Raw genomic sequence first — 19740 nt, forward strand, 5'->3', positions numbered from 1 at the left:
CAAAGGAGTGAACAAATGGCAAAGTTAATTCTTAAAAAAGAAGATTATCAAAAAATTTTAGAGTATTCTCTGCAGCATAAACCGGTAGAGGCCTGTGGAATTATAGCGGGAATTATTGATGAGGATGCAGGAAAATATTTTTCAACAAAAATTTATTTAATGGAAAATATTAAAAATAGCCCCGAACATTATTTAATGGAACCGGAAGAACAGTTTGATGTTTTTAACGATATGCGGGAAAATGAGCTTGATTTTATTTCAGTATTTCATTCTCATCCACATTCACCGGCGCGTCCTTCTCAGGAAGACATTGAGATGGCCAATTATAAAGAGGCTATCTACTTAATTATTTCTCTGCAGCAGGAGCAGGAAGATTTTAGAGCCTATTTTATTCAGGATGAGCAGTCAGAGGAAATAGAAGTTGAAGTTGAAATTTAAATTTTTTGTGGATAGCAAGCCTCTTAAAATTAAGTCGAATATTATTTGCAAATTACTAGCAATTTGCGATATAATATATGTATCTGGAGAATACGAAGAGGGGCAGGTGAATGAGATGTCAGAAGCTAAAATTTTAGAGACACTTGTCAGCCGTTTTGACCAGTTGGATAAGAGATTGGACAGTAAATTTGAACAAATAGATCGGCGTTTTGATCAAATTGATAAGCGTTTCGAAAAAGTAGATAAGCGTTTTGATCAAATTGATAAACGTTTCGAAAAAGTAGATAAGCGTTTTGATAGTGTTGAAAACAAATTAGATGAACATGATCAGCGATTTGAGAGCATTGATCAGCGCTTTGACAAGCTGGATAATGTTCTTGCAGAACAGGATATTAAATTCTTTAATATTAACAAAAAACTAACAAAACAAAGTGATCAATTTGATGAGGTGAATTATTCAATTGATAAGATTTACAATCAAACTTCTCGCCTGAGCCTTGAACAGGGTAAACTGGCTATGAAAATTGATCAGCTTAAAAATTCTACTGCTGAAAAAAATGAAAAGAATGAGAAAAAGATCAATAGTATCTAAAAATTATTAAGTGATATTAAGGTGATTTTTAAACTTAAATACGAGGAGCAGTTCTTGGTTTTATTTGAGGGCTGCTCTTTTTGAATGTGCCTTGTTTTTAGGGCAGCTTTTTGATAAAATCTAATCAGCTGAAATTAAATATTTTAGGTTCTAAAATTCCTGATAATTCGACAATGATTCTGAAATTTAAAACAAAGCAATTCAATTAATTTGGTAATAATTGGTTCCGTAAACGGTAGTTGCACCTACAAGGAGGGTCAAATTTGGATCATTTAGATAAATTAGAAAGCAGAAGTATTCATATTTTGAGAGAAGCATACAGTGAATTTAATAATATCTGTATGTTGTGGTCAGTTGGTAAGGACTCAACAGCAATGCTCTGGCTGGCCAGAAAGGCATTTTTCGGTCATGTTCCAATTCCACTAGTACATATTGACACCAGCTATATGATTCCTGAGATGATTGAACACCGGGATAAACTGGCCAAAAAGTGGAATCTGGATATGATTTATGGTCAGGACGAAGAAACACTGGCAGCAGGAGACACCTTTCCTAATGGCGGGGCAACTCATTTGGAATGCTGTGGGCGCTTAAAAACAGCTGCCCTTAAAAATACCTTAAATGGTAATTGGCGCCGCTACAGGTACAATCACAATAAAGACGAGTATGAACTGGACAGCAACCGTGAACCCTATACAGGTGTAATTGTTGGTGCCAGAGCAGATGAGGAGGGTTCCCGTTCCAAAGAGAGATATTTCTCTCCCCGGGACCGCAACAATGACTGGGATATTGGAGACCAGCCGCCTGAATTCTGGGATCAGTATAAAACAGATTTTGCACCCGGTACCCATGTCCGGATTCATCCACTTTTAGACTGGACTGAACTTGATGTCTGGGAATATATTCAGCGCGAAAAAATACCAATGGTCTCACTCTATTTCGACCAGGGTCAGGGTAAACGCTACCGCTCTTTAGGCTGTGCACCCTGTACTGAGCCGGTGGAATCTACAGCCTCCACAGTTGATGAGGTAGTAGAAGAACTTAAAACAGGTAAATTTGCCAATATTGCTGAGCGTGAAGGCAGAGCTCAGGATAAAGAAGATGGTGGCGGTCTGGAAGAACTGCGTAAAGACGGGTATATGTAGGGGGTAATGATGAATAATACAAAAGGAGAACAGGATTTAAATTTAGTTATTGCAGGCCATGTTGATCACGGAAAAAGTACGATTATTGGGAGAATGCTGGCAGATACAGATTCTCTACCTGAGGGTAAATTAGAACAGGTTAAAGAAACCTGCCGCAAAAATTCAAAGCCTTTTGAATATGCTTTTTTGCTTGATGCTTTAAAAGATGAGCAGGCACAGGGGATTACCATTGATTCAGCGAGGGTCTTTTTTCAAACAGATATGAGACAGTATATTATCCTCGATGCTCCCGGGCATATTGAATTCTTAAAAAATATGGTAACCGGTGCTGCCAGAGCAGAAGCAGCTCTTTTAGTAATCGATGCCTCAGAAGGAGTTAGGGAAAACTCCCGCCGCCATGGCTATATGCTTTCCATGCTCGGGATTAAACAGATTGCAGTTGTGGTCAACAAGATGGACTTAGTTGACTATGATCAGGATACATATCAGAAGATTGTAGAAGAATACACCGACTTTTTAGCTGAAATTGGCCTGGAAGCAGAAACTTTCATTCCGGTCAGCGGGATGCTCGGTGATAATGTAGCAGCTCAGTCAGATAAGATGGACTGGTATCACGGTCAGACTGTTTTAGAACAGTTAGACAGCTTTGAAAATGAGGCCTTACCACATAATAAGCCTTTTCGGATGCCGGTTCAGGATGTCTATAAATTTACCAAAGGTGGAGATGACCGCCGCATAGTAGCCGGTACAGTAGAAGCCGGAGAAATGAATGTTGGGGATGAGGTAGTTTTCTATCCTTCTGGTAAAAAGAGTACAGTTAAAAGTATAGAAGGTTTTAAAGAAGATAAACAGCATAAGGTTAAGGTCGGTAAGGCAACCGGTTTTACCCTGGATGAGCAGATTTATATTACCCGGGGTGAGCTTGCTGCTCGGGCTGATGAAGCTGAGCCCAGGGTTTCAGCAAGAATCAAGGCCAATTTATTCTGGCTGGCCCGTCAGGATTTAGTTAAAGATAAGGTCTATTACTTAAAGGTGGGAACAGCTAAAGTTAAAGCTCGTCTGCAAAAAATAAATCGAGTAATTGATGCTTCCAATCTAAATCAGGATGAAAACAAGGAAAAAATCGAGCGCCATGATGTGGCTGAGGTAGTCTTTAAACTTGACAGGGCGATGGCTTTTGACCTGGCAGGAGAAATAGAAGAAACCAGCCGCTTTGTCATTGTCGATGAATTTGAGATTGCCGGTGGTGGAATCATCTCTGAAGCCTTAGAAGATGAGCAGAGCTGGGTCCGGGAAAAGGTTATGCGCCGCAACTATAAGTGGGAGCAGTCTTTGATCAGCCGCGAAGAAAGAGCAGAAAAATATAATCAGAAATCAACTCTGATTCTAATTACCGGAGAAGAAGATGTTGGTAAAAAACCAACTGCTAAAGCCCTAGAAAAGCGATTATTTAATGATGGTAAGGTTGTTTATTTTCTAGGAATTGGTAACCTCCTTTATGGTGTTGATGCCGATATTAAAAACGGTAATAATAATAATCAGGAAGAACACCTGCGTCGTCTGGCAGAAGTTTCTCATCTAATGTTAGATGCAGGAGCTATTTTAATTGTTACAGCAGTTGAATTAACTCAAGCTGATTTAGAATTGATTAAGACAACTGTTAACCCACAGCAGATAGAAACAGTCTGGCTGGGGGATCGAGTCACAACTGATCTCGAATTTGACCTTCATATTCCAGAGTTCACTTCTGAAGATCAGGTATCAGCTCAGATTAAGGGATTACTGCAAGACAGGGGGATCATTTTTAGACCATGGTAGATAACATTAAGTGGCATTCAGGTGAAATAAATAAAGCTGCCCGGGAAGAACTTTTGGGGCAGCAGGGTATGGTCCTTTGGTTTACCGGGCTTTCGGGCTCTGGTAAATCAACCATTGCCGTAGAGGTAGAAAAGGAGCTTTACCGGAGAGGTAAAGCCTGCTACCGCCTTGATGGTGATAATCTGCGCTTTGGTTTAAATAAGGACCTCGGCTTTACAGCCGAAGACAGAGAAGAAAATATCCGCCGGATTGGTGAGGTAGCTGCTCTTTTTGCAGATGCTGGTTTAATAACCTTAGCTTCTTTTATCTCCCCTTACAAAGAGGGGAGAGAAGCTGCTCGTCAGGCTGCTGGAGTAGATAATTTTAAGGAAATCTATGTTAAAGCAGATGTCGAGACCTGTGCTGAGCGGGATCCTAAAGGCCTTTACGACAAGGCTAAAAAAGGTGAAATCGAAAACTTTACCGGGATTTCAGCTCCCTATGAAGAGCCAGAAAATCCGGATCTTATTGTAGATACTATGAGTTTAAGCCTGGAAGAATCAGTGGAGCTGGTGCTGGAGCTGCTTTAAATTTAGATATACTTGTTATATTCCCCAGAATACAGAAATAAAAAATGGAATTATGATAGATAACAAAATCAATAATGGGGTGCCGACAACTATAAAATCCTTAAATTTATAGCCACCAGGACCATAGATCATTAAATTAGTCTGGTATCCGATTGGACTTAAAAAAGCTGAACTTGAAGCAAAAGTTATTGCCAGAATAAAGGCAAAAGGATTAGCTCCCATTTGCTGGGCTGCTCCTACTGCAACTGGAATCATCAGTACTACACTGGCATTATTACTAATTACACTGGTTAAAACTGCAGTGAATAAGTAAAAAAGGCTGAGAATTATCAGTGGTGGAAAGATGTCTGTTGCCTTCAATAATTGATGTGCTATAAATTTTGCCGTACCAGTCTGTTCGATTGCCACTCCTAAAGGAATTAAACCTGCCAGTAAGAAGAAAACTTCCCAGTTAATTGCTTCATAAATCTCTCTGGGGTCTACTAAATTTACTGCTACCATAGCCACAACTCCTCCTAAAGTAGCGATGGAAATGGAAATGATGTTTAATGAAGCTAAGGCAATTACAATTCCAATAATTCCTATACCAAGCCCAATATCTGCAGTATCATAGTCTGCTGTTTCAGAAATATTTTCTTCAACAATGAAATTTTTATTGTTTTCTAAACGGCCGAAGGTGGATTTTGATACTAAAAGAAGTAATACATCTCCTGCTCTAAGAGTAAAATCTTTTAAATCATTATGTCTTATTCTTTCTCCATGTCGAACTGCTAATAAACTGGCATTATAGCGTTCAAGAAAATTAACATCTTTAATTGTTTTCCCCTCAACAAATGAATTATCAGAGACAATTAATTCTATAACCTTCTGCCCCTGAACAGAATCTTCTAATTGACTCTGACTAATTTGACTATCCGGCAGTAATTCAATTCCTTTAGTTTTTATAAAATCCAATAAAGTCTCTCTAGTAGCTCTAATTACTAAATGATCACCTGCTCTGATAGTCTTAACATTTAAGGGCTCCATAAACTGTTCATTTTCTCTTGTCATCTGGATAATATCTAAGTCAGGCTCTATTTCTTTAAAAACCTCACCAATACTTTCACCTAATAAAGGGGAATCTTTTTTTATCTCTACCTCAGTTAAAAATTCATCCATTTCATAGCCTTTCATTAGGTCTTTGTCTCCATAGCTGATGTGTTCAGGAGTTAAGTAATAGCCGATTGTAATTAAGTATAAAAAGCCAACTAAAAAAGCTATAATTCCCAATTTAGTAAATTCAAAAACACCAAAAGGATGGTTGATTAATTTTGCCGAAACTTCACTAGCCAAAATATTAGTTGAAGTTCCAAATAAGGTTATTGTACCCCCGAGCATTGCGGAATAGGAAAGAGGAATTAATAATTTTGAGGGAGAGACCTTTGTCCGTCGAGCCAGATTAATCACCATTGGAATAAAAGCTGCTACTACAGGTGTGTTATTAATTGCACTGGCAATCACCCCGGTCAGACCAGCAATTGCTCCTACCTGTTTCTTTTTATTATTTCCAGCAAAACCTTCTATTTTGCTGCCTAAAATTTGCACAGCACCGCTATTTTGAATACCTCTGCTGATTACAAACATAGCCATTACAGTTATGGTCGCATTATTGCTAAAACCTGATAATGCCTGTTCAGCAGTAACCTCGGTCCAGTTTTTTAAGGTTATCAGAATTACTGGAATTGAAATCGCAATAATCCCCACGGGAAGTGGTTCCCAGATAAATAAAATTAAAACTAAAACTATTAAAAAACTTACTACAGCAACCTGGCTGTTAAAAACAGGTGCTTCTAAACTTGATTGAGCTGAACTATCTGCTGCCTCAACCAGCCCTCCATTAAAAAACACTACTGCAAAAACTAAAAATAATATGATAAATGTTTTTTCCTTATATCCCAGCAACTTAAATCCCTCCAGTTTCAAAAGTATATATTGTCTCTCAATATAGTAGAGTTTAGAACGAAAAAATAGTTATTCTTTTATTTCTCGACTAAATCAGCCAGGGTAGTATTTTCTAAAGCCGCATAATCGCGAATTTTTTTGAAGCTAGACAATAAATTTTCATTTCTTAGTGATGTTATCATATTTTTATCATTTATTCAAATTAATCTGAAGTGCAGCTGCCGTTTATAGAACCAATTTTTACCAAATAATAATTTAAGCTGTTAAGTCTAAATTTGATTTTTCCGCTGAACAGTAAAAAATTAAGCCCTTGTTTTCTCTTTTATTTTCTTGCTAATTGACTTTCTAAATAATATAATAAACTCAGCAAATAACAAATTTAAATAGATTTTAAAGTTTATGGAGACTACGGAGGAAGGAGAGTGAAATCGAGGTGGCTGAAGATAAGGTTTTAAACTTAATCCTTTCTAAGATTGAAGATCTGGATTCTAAGTTTGATACTCTAAATTCGAAATTTGACAAATTAGATAATAAAGTAACTGAACTAGATAATAAAGTTGCAAATTTAGATTCCCGTGTTGATGGACTGGAAGTTAATCTAACTAATTTCAGAGGAGAATTTAATGATTTTCGAGATGAAACAAATCAAACATTAGCCAGAATCGAAAAGAGGGCTGATGCAACATTTGAACAGGTTGGAGGTTTAAGCGAATATAGAACAGATAGAGCACCCTATCTTAATATATATTCAGAAGTTGCAGAACTAAGTGAAAAATTCGAAAGCATTATTTATTCACTCACCCACATACTCCCTCACCTGCTGATAAATTTCTTCGGACCGCTCACTATAGTCCATTGAATCATGAATTACCTCAATATATCCCCGCTCCTTAATAATTTCAATTGTCTCCTTAAAATTAATGTCATAGATCCAGCCTAACTGCATGACCTTTAAATCATTGATTGTCTCCAGCTTATCATAATTAATTGATTCTTTTCTTAAAATTCTATTATAAATTTCATCACTTATTCTGGCTTCAGTCGCAAGCTTGATCACATAATCTTTCTGGCTGTGTTTTTTATAGCGGCTCGTAAAAATATTGAAGATATCAAGCTTGTCGGCATCCCGAATCAGCTCTGCAAAAAAGAGTTCCTTTTGATTATTAAAATATTTTTCTTTGAGATCCGGCTTGTTGTGCTGTTCAACCGCCTTATAAACTATATTTCTGGACTCCCGGTCCAGCTCATTCAGCAGCTGATTTTCTTTAAGGACCTTAACTCCCAATTTTCCGTGATCTTCAGATTTATAATCAGAAAATGTTTTGTATTTTTGATACTGTTTAAACCGCCCTATATCATGATAGAGGGCAATTATTTGAGCCAGATATTTTTCTGCTTCAGTCATTTTCATTTCTTTAATTATTTCTGACATATCCTGAGCTACCCTTCTGCTGTGCTCTATTTTCAAATTAATATTATTTTGATCCTTTTCTTTTGCCAATTCAAATTGAGCTGTATATTGATTAAACCATTTATTTAATTTCTGGTATAAATTTTGCATTCTAAAAGCCTCCTCTCAGCTTTGAATTCTATTATAGTTTAAAATCAGCCTCATGTAAATGAACAGTTTAACATTTAAAACTTTGTGGTTAATAAAAATGGACAGTAAAATTATCATAAAAATATCTAAAAAGGACTGATTACAGTGATTTTTGATATGGATAGATTAATGTTTGATACAGAAAGGCTGTCTAAAGAGCTCTGGCAGAAGCTGTAGTTTTTGATATTGAACGCCAGTTAGATTCAGACCACCCTTATTATCTTGAGGGTTCTTATCCTTATGCTGGTTTTTCACTGGGTATGATAGAAGAGGTAACAGCAGTTGATGAATATACAGTAAAATTTATTCTTGAAAATCCATATGCTCCTTTTATTAAAAATTTAGCAATGTTTGCAACAATGATTGTCAGTCCAGAAGCGGTTAAAGAGTATGGAGAAGATATCTTTAAAAATCCAGTTGGAACAGGAGCCTTTAAGTTTGTTGAGTGGGTTAGAGATGATCATATTACTGTAGAGGCAAATGATGACTACTGGGATGGTCGTCCTTATCTGGATGAACTGATCTTTACAGTTATTCCAAATAATCAGACCCGCCTTTTAGAATTAGAAAATGGCAATATTCATCTGATGGAAGGTTTAAATCCAACTGATATAAAAAGAGTAAGAGAAAATGAAGAGCTTGAATTATTAGAAGCCCCAGGTTTGAACATTGGTTATATTGCCCTCCATAATGAAAAAGAACCATTTGATAATAAGCAGGTGCGGAAAGCAATGAATTATGCTATCAATAAAGAAGAAATCGCTGAATATTTGATGGGAGGACAGGCAACTGTTGCTAAAGGACCGCTGCCTCCAACAATCTGGTCTTATGATGATTCTCTTGAGGGCTATCCGTATGATCCAGATGAAGCAAAAAGACTGCTTGCAGAAGCAGGTTATGAAGATGGTTTTGAATTTACTCTCAGAACTTATTCTGCTCCCAGATCATATAATCCAGTTGGAGCCAGACTGGCAACTGCAGTTCAGCAGTATCTACGCCAGGTTGGAATCAAAGCAAATATTGAGCAGTTAGAATGGGGTACCTATATTGAAGAGGGTAAAGCCGGTAAGCATACAGCTGCCTTTTTTGGCTGGATTGCAGACAATGGTGACCCGGATAACTTCTTAAATGTATTCTTTAATTCTGCAAATCGCGGTTCAACCAACCGTGCTTTTTATGTTAACGAAAAGGTAGATCAATTATTAGAAGCAGCACAGCAGATTACAGATAAAGCTAAAAGAGAAGAAATATATCAAGAAGTGCAGCAGATAATTGTTGACGATGCACCATTTGTATTTTTAAATCATATGAAAATGCAGATACCTATCAGAAAAAATGTAGAAAATTATGTACTTTATCCAACTAATAATAAGTATTTCCATAAAGTCTGGTTGGCGCAATAATTAATCTAGGTGGGGGTAGTCTGATACTGCCCCTATCAATTTTTTGGGGTGAGAAAAATGTTTAATTATATTTTAAGAAGATTATTACTTTTGATTCCACTATTACTGGCAATTTCAGTTGTGGTTTTTTTTATGATTCATTTAATTCCAGGAGATCCCGTCCAGATTATGCTTGGTGATAAGGGAACTGCAGAAGATGCTGCCCGTTTAAGGTCAGAACTTGGTTTTGATGAGCCGCTGTATATTCAGTATTTTAAATTTTTAACAAATTTAGTTCAGGGGGATTTGGGAAGATCGATTAGAAATAGGAACCCTGTCATCAACGAGATTAAAGCTGCATTTCCAGCTACAATAGAGCTGACAGTTTTAAGTATGGTTTTTGCCAGCATTATTGGGATTGCGGCTGGAATAGTTTCGGCAATTAAGCAGTATTCTATTGTTGATAATCTAACTATGGTTGGAGCCTTACTTGGGATTTCAATGCCTGTGTTCTGGGTAGGAATGATGCTGATGCTGATTTTTGGTGCCCGACTTGGCTGGCTGCCTATTTCAGGGCGGATATCCAGAGTTACCAATCTGGAAGTTATAACTAATTTTTACCTTTTAGACAGTATACTGACTCAAAATTGGGCTGCTCTAAGAAGTACCTTTTCTCATCTAATTTTACCAGCAATTACCCTGGCTACTATTCCAGTGGCCATGATTGCCAGGATGTCCAGATCTACAACTTTAGAAGTTTTAAATCAGGATTATATTCGTACAGCCAGAGCCAAAGGCTTACCCGAAAAAGTTGTTATTTTAAAACATGTGCTTAAAAACTCCCTCATACCAGTGGTTACCATAATCGGACTGCAGTTTGGAAGTTTTTTGGGAGGTGCTGTTTTAACAGAAACAGTATTTGCCAGAGCAGGAGTGGGAAGGCTTTTGATTAATGGAATTTTGGGCAGAGATTTTCCTGTAATTCAGGGAGCTGTAATTTTTATTGCTTCATTTTTTATCTTTATCAACTTAGTGGTCGATATACTTTATTCATATCTTGATCCCAGAATTCATTATTCTTAAACTGGAGGTGTAAATCTTGGCGAAATTAACAGGAATTACTGAAGAAAAAACTATAAAAAGTCAGAGCTTATGGACTATTTCTTTTAGAAGAATGCGTAATAATAGAACTGCAATTGCCGGTATTATTATCCTCTTTATATTTGCAGTAATAGCTATTTTTGCGCCTCTAATTGCTCCCTATGATCCACTGGAACAAAATTTTATCAAATCTTTTAGGCCGCCTTCCTGGGATAATTTTTTAGGTACAGATGAATTTGGCAGAGATGTTTTTAGCAGAATTATTTATGGGGCCAGGATTTCCCTGCAGATTGGCTTTGTTTCAGTTTTTATTTCTTTAATTTTAGGAGTCAGTCTGGGACTGATTGCCGGTTATTACGGTGGCTGGTTGGATATGCTGATTATGAGAATTATGGATCTGATGCTTTCTTTTCCTTATATTTTGCTGGCCCTTGTAATTATGTCTATTTTAGGACCAGGTATTTTTAATGCAATGATTGCAATTGGTATAGTTTATGTTCCCCAGTATGCTCGAGTTGTCCGCAGTTCAGTTTTATCAGTTAAGAAAAAAGAATATGTGATGGCAGCTCAGGCTCTGGGGGCCAGTGATCTGAGAATTATTTTAAAACATGTACTTTTAAATTCAATGGCTCCAATTATTATTCAGACTACTTTAAGTATTGGTCGGGCAATTATTAATGCAGCTGGTTTAAGTTTTTTGGGGCTGGGAGCTCAGCCGCCAACACCAGAATGGGGAGCAATGCTCAGCAACGGTCAGGATTTTTTACGAAATGCACCCTGGATTGCTACCTTTCCGGGAATAGCAATTGCACTTTTAGTGCTGGGCTTTAACCTGGTTGGTGATGGTTTCAGAGATGCCTTTGATCCGAGACTGCATAAATGATAGTTTTAACCGTAAAAGACAGCTAAATATTTAAGACTAAAGTAGTTTCCTAATAGAGGAGCTGCTTTTTTTCTTATCTTAAAATCCATGTTATAATAAAATAAAGATAAAAAATTTAACAGGAGTTGAATTTATATGCAGATCTTATTAATAGTAGTCGATAATTTAAACACAGGCAAAAAGTAAAATTTAAACCAGCAGGCTGGAGGGCAATTATTGCTGAAGATTTCACATTCTACAATGTTAAGCTGGTTGGGAAGGCAATGGCCCGCTATATTAAAGAAAATGATTATCAGCAAAAGGTAGTTGTCAGGCATGAATTCCGTTTTTTATCAGACCGCTTTTCGCGAGCACTTTCGGAGAGTTTGGTAGAAGAGGGACTTGAAGTAATGTTTATGGAAGAAGCTGCTCCAACTCCAATGGTGATGCTGGCAGTTGAGGAAAATAATTTAAACTTAGGGGCTTTGATTACAGCTTCTTATAACTCAGCTGATTAAAGCCGGTAAAATAACATATCATAATAATAAAAATCAGTATATAGATTAACTGCTGAACATCATAGATGAAGAATTGATTCAATCTAAAAATTTTCGCATTCTTTTTAACCCAATGTATGGAGTAGCTAAGGATATTATGATGATGTGTCTGGCCTCACTCCGCTGTTATGTAGATACAATGAATGCCTACCGGGATACAATGTTCGGCCTGGATATTCCTTCTCCAAATAGGGAACAACTGGGAGATATGGAGGTCCGCATCGAAAAGGGGAAATATGATTTTGGCTTGGCTACTGATGGAGATTCAGATCGGATGGCCCTGATCGATGAGGCAGGTAAATTTGTCGATTATAACGATGTTTTAAAGCTTTTATACTATTATTTAAAAGAATACAGAGAGGAAAGCGGAGGGATAGTTCGCAATCTAGCGACAACTCATATTTTAGATAAAATGGCTGAGTATTACGGAGAAGAAGCCTATGAGGTTCCTGTCGGCTTTAAAAATATTTCGCAGAAAATGCAGGAGCACGATCTGCTCTTAGGTGGAGAAAGCAGTGGCGGCCTAAAAATTAGAGGTCATGTCAATGGTAAAGATGGTATCCTGGCTTCCCTGCTTGCTGTAGAAATGATGGCCCGAACCGGCAAAAAAATTGGCGAAATTTTAGCTGAGATTGACCAGAAGTTTGGCTATCTCTATTTTTCTTATTCAAATTTTAATTACGATCCTTCTCAGAGAAAAAGGCTGGAGGACTTGCTTTTTGAGGAAGAATATCAGCCTGATCTAAGTCAGCTGGTTGCTGAAGATTTGATTTCAGATAAAAAGTTGGAAAAAGTAAGCTATTTAGATGGGGTTAAGTACTACTATGTTGATCAGAGCTGGATTTCAATTCGCTTTTCAGGAACCGAACCCCTGCTTAGAATTTATATGGAAATGAAAAATGAAGCAGAAGTCAAAGAAATCCTGAATTTTCTCAAAGCTGATCTCAAGATATAATCTTAGTTGGAGGTTGAAAAGATGTCAAAAGATAAAAATATAAAGATAGAATATGGATTAATTTTAGCAGCCGGGCGCGGTACTCGGCTGGGAGAAATCACCGAGGAAATCCCAAAGGCTTTAGTTGAGATTAAAGACGGTAAGAAGGTAATCGACTATATTTTAGCGGGTTATGCAGCTGCCGGTCTTAAAAAAGCAGTAATTATCATTGCCTATAAGGGGCAGAAAATTAAAGAGTATTTGGGCACTCGAGCCAATGGTCTGGAGCTGATTTACTTTGAGCAGAACCTGGATTCTTACGGTACAGCAGCAGCAGTCGAAGCAGCCAGATCTCTTTTGGAAGATAAATATTTTTTGATGTCCTATGGTGATATTATAACGCAGCCGAAAAACTACCTTAAAATGATTGAGGCTTTGGCTAAGTTAAAAGTACCCAGGTCAATTATGCTTTTAAACTGGCTGGATCAGATTAAAAAAGGTGGGCTGGTTGAGTTCAAAGCAGCCCCTGCAGAAGATTTAAAGACTGCAGCAGCAGATTTTTACCAGGTTCAGACTATTACCGAAAAACCAGAGCTTGAAGGTGGAGGCTGGAACAGTGCCGGTATCTATCTCTTTTCCCCGGATATATTTAACTGGATTGATCAGGTAAAGCCTTCTAAAAGGGGAGAATATGAGCTGCCGGCAGCGGTTAACCTCATGTTAAAGGGAAAAAGCAAGCTGTTTGCAGTTAAGAGTGAAGATTACTGTCAGGATGTTGGTACCCCGGAGGATTTAGAATATTTAAGAAGAAAAATATAAAAAAATGCTTGACAATTCAAAAAATTATATATATAATCAACTTGTAATGACAACATTATGAGAGGTGAAATAACTTGGAAAAATTAAATACTGATAATAGATTACCCTTATATCATCAGCTTTACGATATAATTGTGGAGAAAATTGAAGATGGAACATATAAAGAAAATGATAAAATTCCTTCCGAAAGAGAATTTTGTGATAAATATGATATTAGTAGAGCAACTGTTAGAAGAACTATGGTTGAGCTTGAAAAAAATGACTATATCTATAAAAAGCAGGGAAAAGGTGTTTTTGTTTCCTCAAAAGCTTTTAAACAGGATCTTTTAAGTTTTTATAGTTTTAGTGAAGAGATGAAAAAAATAAATAAAGTTCCCAGTTCAGAGGTAATTGATTTCAAAAAAACTGATGTAAGTTCTAAGATTGCCGATAAATTAAAAATCAATAAAAATCAGAAAGTTTATAAATTTAAAAGGTTAAGATTAGCTGATGATGAACCAATGATGATAGAAACAACTTATCTTCCAGCAGCAAGGTTTCCCGGTTTAAACAGCAAAAAACTTGATCAAAGGTCAATGTATGATATTTTCAGAGAGGATTATAATGTAGAATTTAATAAGGCAGATGAGATTTTCCAGGCAATAAGTCTTAACAAAAAGGATGCAAAATATTTAAACTCAAATGAGGGATCCCCTTCAATCCTATTAGAAAGATTTACTTATGAAAATGAAAATATAATTGAATATACTGCAAGTGTTACAAGAGGAGATAAATTTAAATTCCATGTAAGTTTAGAATAAAATTTTTATCAGACTGGTAATGACAACATTATAAATAATTGAATTTGTATTTAAAGGAGGTAATATGAATTTTTTAGGGGTAGATGGTGGTGGAACAAAAACTGCATTTTTATTGATAAATCAAAAGGGAGAAATTTTATCTTATTTAACTACTGAGACCAGTCATTATATTCAAATTGGCATGGATAATTTTAAGAAAGTGATTAAAAAGGGTATCAAAGAAAGCTGTATAAATGCTGGTATAGATCTCTCTGAAATTAATTATACTTTTTTTGGAATTCCTGGTTTTGGTGAAAATGATAAAGATACCGTTATCATCAGAAAACAGCTTTCAGATATAATGCAAGAATCTAAATTTAAATGCGGCAATGATGTTGAAGCAGGATGGGCAGGTTCTTTAGCCTGTCAGCCAGGTATAAATATTGTTGCAGGTACAGGAGCTATAGGATTTGCAAAAGATCAAAAACACAATAGTGCTCGAGCTAGTGGTTGGGGCTATTTCTGTGGTGATGAAGGCTCAGCATACTGGTTGGGAAAAAAAGTTATTTCTTTATTCACAAAAGAGTCAGATAAACGGCTAAAAAAAACTGAGATTTATAAAATTGTTAAGGAGAAATTTGATTTAAAAAGAGATTTTGATCTAATAGAAATTTTATATAATGAATTAGAATTAAAAAGAAACAAGATTGCTTCTCTTGCTAAACTGTTATATAAAGCAGCTCAATCTGGTGACAAAAAAGCAGTTGAAGTATATAAGCAGGCTGCATATGAACATAGTCTTATTGTTAAAGCATTAATAAAAAAACTTAATTTTACAAGAACAAAAAAAGTGTCTGTGTCTTATTCAGGAGGGGTATTTAATGCCAGTCACTTTATCTTAGAACCATTAAGAGAATATCTAAAAGAAGAAAATGTTAAATTAATCGAACCAATTTTGAAGCCTGTTACTGGTGCGGCGCTTTATGCAAAAATGCTAGCTAATAATTTGGAAAAACCTGATCAAAAAACTATAGACAAGTTAAAAAAAGAAGAAAAAAGAATAGGCGTTAACTAAATAATTATTTTGGAGGGAGTCATAGAAAATGAATAATTTATTTTCAAAGACGAAAGATGAATTAAAAATACAGAAAGGCTTGGCAACAGCTGAAGAAATTTCTCAACAGCCAAAAGTATGGGGTGGAACATTTGATTTAATAAAAGAAAAAAAAGATGAGTTATCTAAGTTTTTAAATGGTATTTTAAACCAAGAAAAATTAAGGGTGATTTTTTCTGGAGCAGGTACTTCTGGCTATATTGGTGATGCAGTTGTTCCATATCTTAAAAAAATTCTACCTGAAATTGAAATAGAATCAATTCACACAACAGATATTGTAAGCCATCCGGAAGTTTTTTTGTCTAAAAATATTCCGACATTACTTTTTTCATACGCTAGATCCGGTAATAGTCCAGAGAGTCTGGCGACAGTAGAATTAGCTGAAAAAATTGTAGATGACTTATATCAGATTATTATAACTTGTAATAAAGATGGCGACTTAGCTAAAAATGCAGGTGGAGAAAAAGCCAAAGTAATTTTACTGCCAGATGAAACTCATGACAAAGGATTTGCAATGACCAGCAGTTTTACTTCAATGCTTTTATCTACTTTATTAATTTTTAACTTATCAGATTTAGATAAATTAGAAAAAGATATTGAAATAATTTCTGATAATGCTCAAGCATTAATAGAAAACACTGCAGTAGTTGAAAGTTTGGCAGAAAAAGATTTTGAGCGGATAGTATATTTGGGAAGTTACAGTTATTTTGGTATTGCAAAAGAAGCTACTTTAAAATTACTTGAATTAACTGCAGGAAAAATTGTTACCAGGTATGACACTCCACTTGGTTTTAGGCATGGTCCTAAGTCCATTATAGATGACAAGACATTAGTTGTATTATTTTTCTCAAGAGATAAATACAGTAAAAAATATGATTATGATCTTTTAAAAGAACTTTCTGAGCAAAAAGGAAAATTTGAAATACTTGTCTTTGCAGAAGAATATGATGCAGAAATTAATAAACTAGCTGATAACTTTATAGCTTTAAATACTAAAACAAAAACAATGGATGAAATTTTTAGTTCATTAGACTATATTGTTGTGGCTCAAATACTTGCTTTTTTAAAATCTTTAAAACATGGAATTACACCTGATGATCCAAGCCCAAGTGGTGAGGTTAACAGGGTAGTTCAAGGAGTTAAAATTTATCCATATTACTCTTAATATTGAGGTGTTGAATGATGAATATAATTGATTTAAGTGGTGATATCACCAGTGGTATGTGGAATTATGGCCATCCTAACCCAGAAGTTGAAATTAAAGAGGTTGCGAATATTAAAAATAATAACTTTCTATCATCATCAATTTCTATGTCCATACTTTCTGGCAGTTATCTTGAAACAGGAAGACATTTGTATAAAAATAGAAATTATTTAGATGAGTTCAGTTTAGAAAGGTTTATATCTACAGCTTCTGTTTTGAATTTTCAAAAGAATAAATCAGAACCTATAACTAAAAATGATTTAGAAAAATATGAAAATTTAATCTTAAAAAACAGAAGTCTTTTAATAGGAACTAAATGGGATAAAAATTGGAATGAAGATTTTTATATATCAGAAAGCCCTTACTTTACAGAAGAAGCAGTTAAGTTTATTATGAATTTAGAAGTGACATTATTAGGTTCAGATATTCCTTGTTATAATAGTTCTATTAATAAAAACAATGTATTAAAAATTTATTATAGAGAAAAAAAGAATCTTATATTAGCTCCATTAATTAACATTAGAAAAATACCATGTGAAGAAATTAAATTGATTTCTTTACCAATTAAGATTAAGAATCAATGTGCAGCTCCATGTCGGGCGGTTGCTATTGTAAAATAAAAAATTGGAGGTGAATAATCTAATATTAAATAGAAGATATTATTTCTAGTTGACAGGGTTAATTATAAGACTAAATTTACTAGGAGGAAATAAAATGATGAGTAAAAGAAAATTTAAATCTTTATTTTTAGTATTAATAGTGGGATTATTGATTTTGACTTTACAAACCAGTAGCGTATATGCTCAAAAAACAATAACATTTCAAACTTCTGTTTATGTAGAGGCACCACATCAAAAAGCAATCAATTTACTTATAGAAGAATATAACAAAACTAATCCAGATGTTAATATTGAAGTCTTTGGTGCTCAATATAGTAACTTTTTTGATAATTTGACAACTGAAGTTCTAACAGGTACTCAAGGTGATATCGTTCAATTATATCCTGAAAATATTGCAAGATATAATTCTTTAGTACCTGGTGGTGCATTTATTAATTTAAATGATTTTATTGAAAAAAATAATTTTGATAACAAATTAGTTGGGCAAGAATTTTGTGAAGTAGATGGAGAATATTTAGCTTTATCTAATTATGCCTGGGGAACTACAGGGCTTTTTTATAGGAAGTCAATTTTTGAAGAAGTAGGAATTAATGCAGCAGAAATAAATACACTAAAAGATTTTGAAGAAGCAGTGATTAAATTGGATAAAAATGGATATTATGGATTTGGGGCAGTTGTAGGATCTCATCCATTTGTAACTTCTGAGTGGTCTAGAATGGTTGCTAGAGTTGTTTCTGATGGTTTATATTTTCCAGATGGCGAAAGTGGACCATATGTTGCAGATAGAGTTAATGTAGATTCTCCAGCAAACATATGGGCAGCTGAATGGTGGCAAAAAATGATTTTAGACAAAGAGTTATTTCGTACAGCTCCTGACAAGAAGAAAATTAGAGAGTTTTTCTGGAATGGCAATATTGCAATGAATATTGATGGACCATGGTTTATAGGTATGAGTCGAGAAAGAGATGAAATATTACTTGACGATATAGGTCTAATACCACAACCTAGTATAAAATATGATGGCAAAGAGTACAAACCCAATCCAACAATGTATCCACTAGTTACTATGATAAGTAAAAATAGTCCTCATAAAGAAGAAGCATTGGAATTTTTGAAATGGATGACTTCTTTTGAAGCTCAAGAAATTATTGTTAAGAGTGGTATGATTCCAAGTAATCAGGAATATATAGAGAAATCTGATTTTGCTAAAAATAATCCTTTAGCTTATAAGTATTATGATTTCATTGATAATAATTATAGAGAATTAGTTGCAGATCCATCAATTCCCCAGATGGGTGAACTGAGCAGAATAATGATAAATGCAACTCAAGAGATGTTTGAAGGAGGAGATGAGCCAAGTAAAGTCTTGACAGAAGCTGCAGAAGAAATAGAAGAGGTTTTAGACAGATAAATATACAATTTTAGTAATTATATAGAGGGGAAATATTTCCCCCTCTATATAAAATAGTACGGAGGTGTTAATGTATTGTTTAAAATAATATCATATTTCAAAAAAAATAAAGTAGCATATTTTTTTATGTTTCCTCTAGTATTAATTATAACATTATTTTTGGCTTATCCAATTTTAAAATCAGTTGTTATGAGTTTTCAAGATTGGTATTTAATTAGGGGTAATCCCGATAATCCTTTTATAGGTTTAGAAAATTTTCGCTCAATTTTTACATCTAGTCATTTTATAAATTCTGTAATAATAACTGCTTCTTATATAATTTTTACAGTTATTGCAAGATTCATAATAGGTTTAGGAGTAGCATTATTATTAAATAATAAATTTAAGGGAGTTGGGTTGAGTAGATCATTAATTATAATTCCATGGGCAATTCCACAAGTGGTAGCGGTATTAGCTTGGATTTTAATGTTTGATAAAGATTTTGGAATAGTTAACTATTTTTTAATGAACTTAAATTTAATCAATTCATCATTAGGCTTTTTAGAAAATCCAGATATTGCATTACAATCAGCAATGCTAGTAAATGTATGGAAAGGATTTCCTTTTGTAGCTATTATGTTATTAACAGGTTTGAAAAGTATTCCTTTAGAATTGTATGAAGCGGCAATTGTTGATGGTGCAAATAGATGGCAAAAATTTAAGAACATTACATTACCAATGTTAAAACCAGTATCGGTTATTACATTTTTATTATTAATTACTCAAACTTCGCACTTGTAAAAGTGCTTTTGCACCTTGAAATTTCAATATTATTTAGCAAAAAAATAGCATGAAACCCCCGTTTCTGGTATAAT

Annotated in this window: 20 protein-coding genes; 18 read left to right on the forward strand and 2 right to left on the reverse strand. The window is 34.8% G+C overall.

Annotation, left to right across the window (positions count from 1 at the left end; genetic code table 11):
- The first annotated feature begins 15 nt into the window (after positions 1–15).
- The 5 genes from C7954_RS09935 to cysC all read left to right on the forward strand — a co-directional run bounded on the left by C7954_RS09935 (position 16) and on the right by cysC (position 4562).
- Entirely contained in the window at positions 16–438 is a 423-nt protein-coding gene (locus tag C7954_RS09935; RefSeq protein ID WP_073159758.1) for a M67 family metallopeptidase, read from the forward strand.
- Between the two features lie 115 nt (positions 439–553).
- The gene (locus tag C7954_RS09940) at positions 554–1030 is read left to right on the forward strand and encodes a hypothetical protein (protein WP_073159760.1); all 477 of its coding nucleotides are present in this window, start codon (positions 554–556) and stop codon (positions 1028–1030) included.
- Between the two features lie 263 nt (positions 1031–1293).
- Positions 1294–2175, forward strand: a complete 882-nt coding sequence (gene cysD, locus C7954_RS09945; RefSeq protein ID WP_073159762.1) for a sulfate adenylyltransferase subunit CysD — start codon at positions 1294–1296, stop codon at positions 2173–2175.
- Between the two features lie 9 nt (positions 2176–2184).
- Positions 2185–3993 carry a GTP-binding protein gene (locus C7954_RS09950; RefSeq protein WP_134059879.1) on the forward strand — a complete coding sequence of 603 codons (1809 nt, stop codon included), beginning with the start codon at positions 2185–2187 and terminating at the stop codon, positions 3991–3993.
- Positions 3987–4562, forward strand: coding sequence for an adenylyl-sulfate kinase (gene cysC / locus C7954_RS09955; RefSeq protein ID WP_073159766.1), 576 nt, complete (start codon positions 3987–3989; stop codon positions 4560–4562). Before C7954_RS09950 ends, cysC begins: the two co-directional genes overlap by 7 nt.
- Positions 4563–4577: 15 nt before the next feature.
- On the opposite strand, the gene C7954_RS09960 is transcribed toward cysC, so the two are convergent.
- The gene (locus tag C7954_RS09960; RefSeq protein WP_110301210.1) at positions 4578–6503 is read right to left on the reverse strand and encodes an SLC13 family permease; all 1926 of its coding nucleotides are present in this window, start codon (positions 6501–6503) and stop codon (positions 4578–4580) included.
- A 433-nt stretch (positions 6504–6936) separates the two neighbouring features.
- Between C7954_RS09960 and C7954_RS09965 the strand changes: the two genes are divergently transcribed.
- Complete coding sequence (locus C7954_RS09965; protein WP_208320685.1) at positions 6937–7362, forward strand: hypothetical protein; 426 nt, start codon at positions 6937–6939, stop codon at positions 7360–7362.
- Here the strand turns inward: C7954_RS09965 and C7954_RS09970 are convergent.
- Entirely contained in the window at positions 7297–8064 is a 768-nt protein-coding gene (locus C7954_RS09970; RefSeq protein WP_073159772.1) for an HD domain-containing protein, read from the reverse strand. The genes C7954_RS09965 and C7954_RS09970 overlap by 66 nt on opposite strands.
- A gap of 200 nt (positions 8065–8264) precedes the next feature.
- Here C7954_RS09970 and C7954_RS09975 point away from each other — a divergent pair, with 200 nt between their 5' ends.
- The 12 genes from C7954_RS09975 to C7954_RS10025 all read left to right on the forward strand — a co-directional run bounded on the left by C7954_RS09975 (position 8265) and on the right by C7954_RS10025 (position 19666).
- Complete coding sequence (locus C7954_RS09975; RefSeq protein WP_134059881.1) at positions 8265–9506, forward strand: ABC transporter substrate-binding protein; 1242 nt, start codon at positions 8265–8267, stop codon at positions 9504–9506.
- A gap of 57 nt (positions 9507–9563) precedes the next feature.
- On the forward strand, positions 9564–10568 hold the full coding sequence (locus C7954_RS09980) for an ABC transporter permease (protein ID WP_073159776.1): 1005 nt from the start codon (positions 9564–9566) through the stop codon (positions 10566–10568).
- Between the two features lie 13 nt (positions 10569–10581).
- Positions 10582–11469 carry a nickel transporter permease gene (nikC, locus tag C7954_RS09985; protein WP_371807016.1) on the forward strand — a complete coding sequence of 296 codons (888 nt, stop codon included), beginning with the start codon at positions 10582–10584 and terminating at the stop codon, positions 11467–11469.
- A gap of 215 nt (positions 11470–11684) precedes the next feature.
- Complete coding sequence (locus tag C7954_RS13810) at positions 11685–11966, forward strand: hypothetical protein (protein WP_243833674.1); 282 nt, start codon at positions 11685–11687, stop codon at positions 11964–11966.
- Positions 11967–12039: 73 nt separating this feature from the next.
- Entirely contained in the window at positions 12040–12960 is a 921-nt protein-coding gene (locus tag C7954_RS09990; protein ID WP_208320686.1) for a phosphohexomutase domain-containing protein, read from the forward strand.
- Positions 12961–12981: 21 nt separating this feature from the next.
- A complete protein-coding gene (locus tag C7954_RS09995) occupies positions 12982–13758 on the forward strand; it encodes a nucleotidyltransferase family protein (RefSeq protein ID WP_134059883.1) in 777 nt (258 codons plus the stop codon).
- 74 nt (positions 13759–13832) lie between these two features.
- Entirely contained in the window at positions 13833–14558 is a 726-nt protein-coding gene (locus C7954_RS10000; protein WP_134059885.1) for a GntR family transcriptional regulator, read from the forward strand.
- Positions 14559–14622: 64 nt separating this feature from the next.
- Entirely contained in the window at positions 14623–15612 is a 990-nt protein-coding gene (locus C7954_RS10005; protein ID WP_134059886.1) for an N-acetylglucosamine kinase, read from the forward strand.
- A gap of 28 nt (positions 15613–15640) precedes the next feature.
- Entirely contained in the window at positions 15641–16816 is a 1176-nt protein-coding gene (locus C7954_RS10010) for an SIS domain-containing protein (RefSeq protein ID WP_134059888.1), read from the forward strand.
- Between the two features lie 14 nt (positions 16817–16830).
- A complete protein-coding gene (locus tag C7954_RS10015) occupies positions 16831–17475 on the forward strand; it encodes a cyclase family protein (RefSeq protein ID WP_134059890.1) in 645 nt (214 codons plus the stop codon).
- A 94-nt stretch (positions 17476–17569) separates the two neighbouring features.
- On the forward strand, positions 17570–18886 hold the full coding sequence (locus C7954_RS10020; RefSeq protein WP_134059892.1) for an ABC transporter substrate-binding protein: 1317 nt from the start codon (positions 17570–17572) through the stop codon (positions 18884–18886).
- A gap of 75 nt (positions 18887–18961) precedes the next feature.
- On the forward strand, positions 18962–19666 hold the full coding sequence (locus C7954_RS10025) for a carbohydrate ABC transporter permease (RefSeq protein WP_134059894.1): 705 nt from the start codon (positions 18962–18964) through the stop codon (positions 19664–19666).
- Positions 19667–19740 lie beyond the last annotated feature (74 nt).

It is taken from the genome of Halanaerobium congolense (assembly GCF_004366375.1).
GTDB classification, from domain to species: Bacteria; Bacillota; Halanaerobiia; order Halanaerobiales; family Halanaerobiaceae; genus Halanaerobium; species Halanaerobium congolense.

Excerpts from the sequence above, each read along its gene's own strand:
- C7954_RS09935 (WP_073159758.1), top strand. The coding sequence starts at position 16 with ATGGCAAAGTTAATTCTTAAAAAAGAAGATTATCAAAAAATTTTAGAG.
- C7954_RS09940 (WP_073159760.1), top strand. The coding sequence starts at position 554 with ATGTCAGAAGCTAAAATTTTAGAGACACTTGTCAGCCGTTTTGACCAG.
- C7954_RS09950 (WP_134059879.1), top strand. The coding sequence starts at position 2,185 with ATGAATAATACAAAAGGAGAACAGGATTTAAATTTAGTTATTGCAGGC.
- cysC (WP_073159766.1), top strand. The coding sequence starts at position 3,987 with ATGGTAGATAACATTAAGTGGCATTCAGGTGAAATAAATAAAGCTGCC.
- C7954_RS09970 (WP_073159772.1), bottom strand. The coding sequence starts at position 8,064 with ATGCAAAATTTATACCAGAAATTAAATAAATGGTTTAATCAATATACA.
- C7954_RS09980 (WP_073159776.1), top strand. The coding sequence starts at position 9,564 with ATGTTTAATTATATTTTAAGAAGATTATTACTTTTGATTCCACTATTA.
- C7954_RS09995 (WP_134059883.1), top strand. The coding sequence starts at position 12,982 with ATGTCAAAAGATAAAAATATAAAGATAGAATATGGATTAATTTTAGCA.
- C7954_RS10005 (WP_134059886.1), top strand. The coding sequence starts at position 14,623 with ATGAATTTTTTAGGGGTAGATGGTGGTGGAACAAAAACTGCATTTTTA.
- C7954_RS10010 (WP_134059888.1), top strand. The coding sequence starts at position 15,641 with ATGAATAATTTATTTTCAAAGACGAAAGATGAATTAAAAATACAGAAA.
- C7954_RS10015 (WP_134059890.1), top strand. The coding sequence starts at position 16,831 with ATGATGAATATAATTGATTTAAGTGGTGATATCACCAGTGGTATGTGG.
- C7954_RS10020 (WP_134059892.1), top strand. The coding sequence starts at position 17,570 with ATGATGAGTAAAAGAAAATTTAAATCTTTATTTTTAGTATTAATAGTG.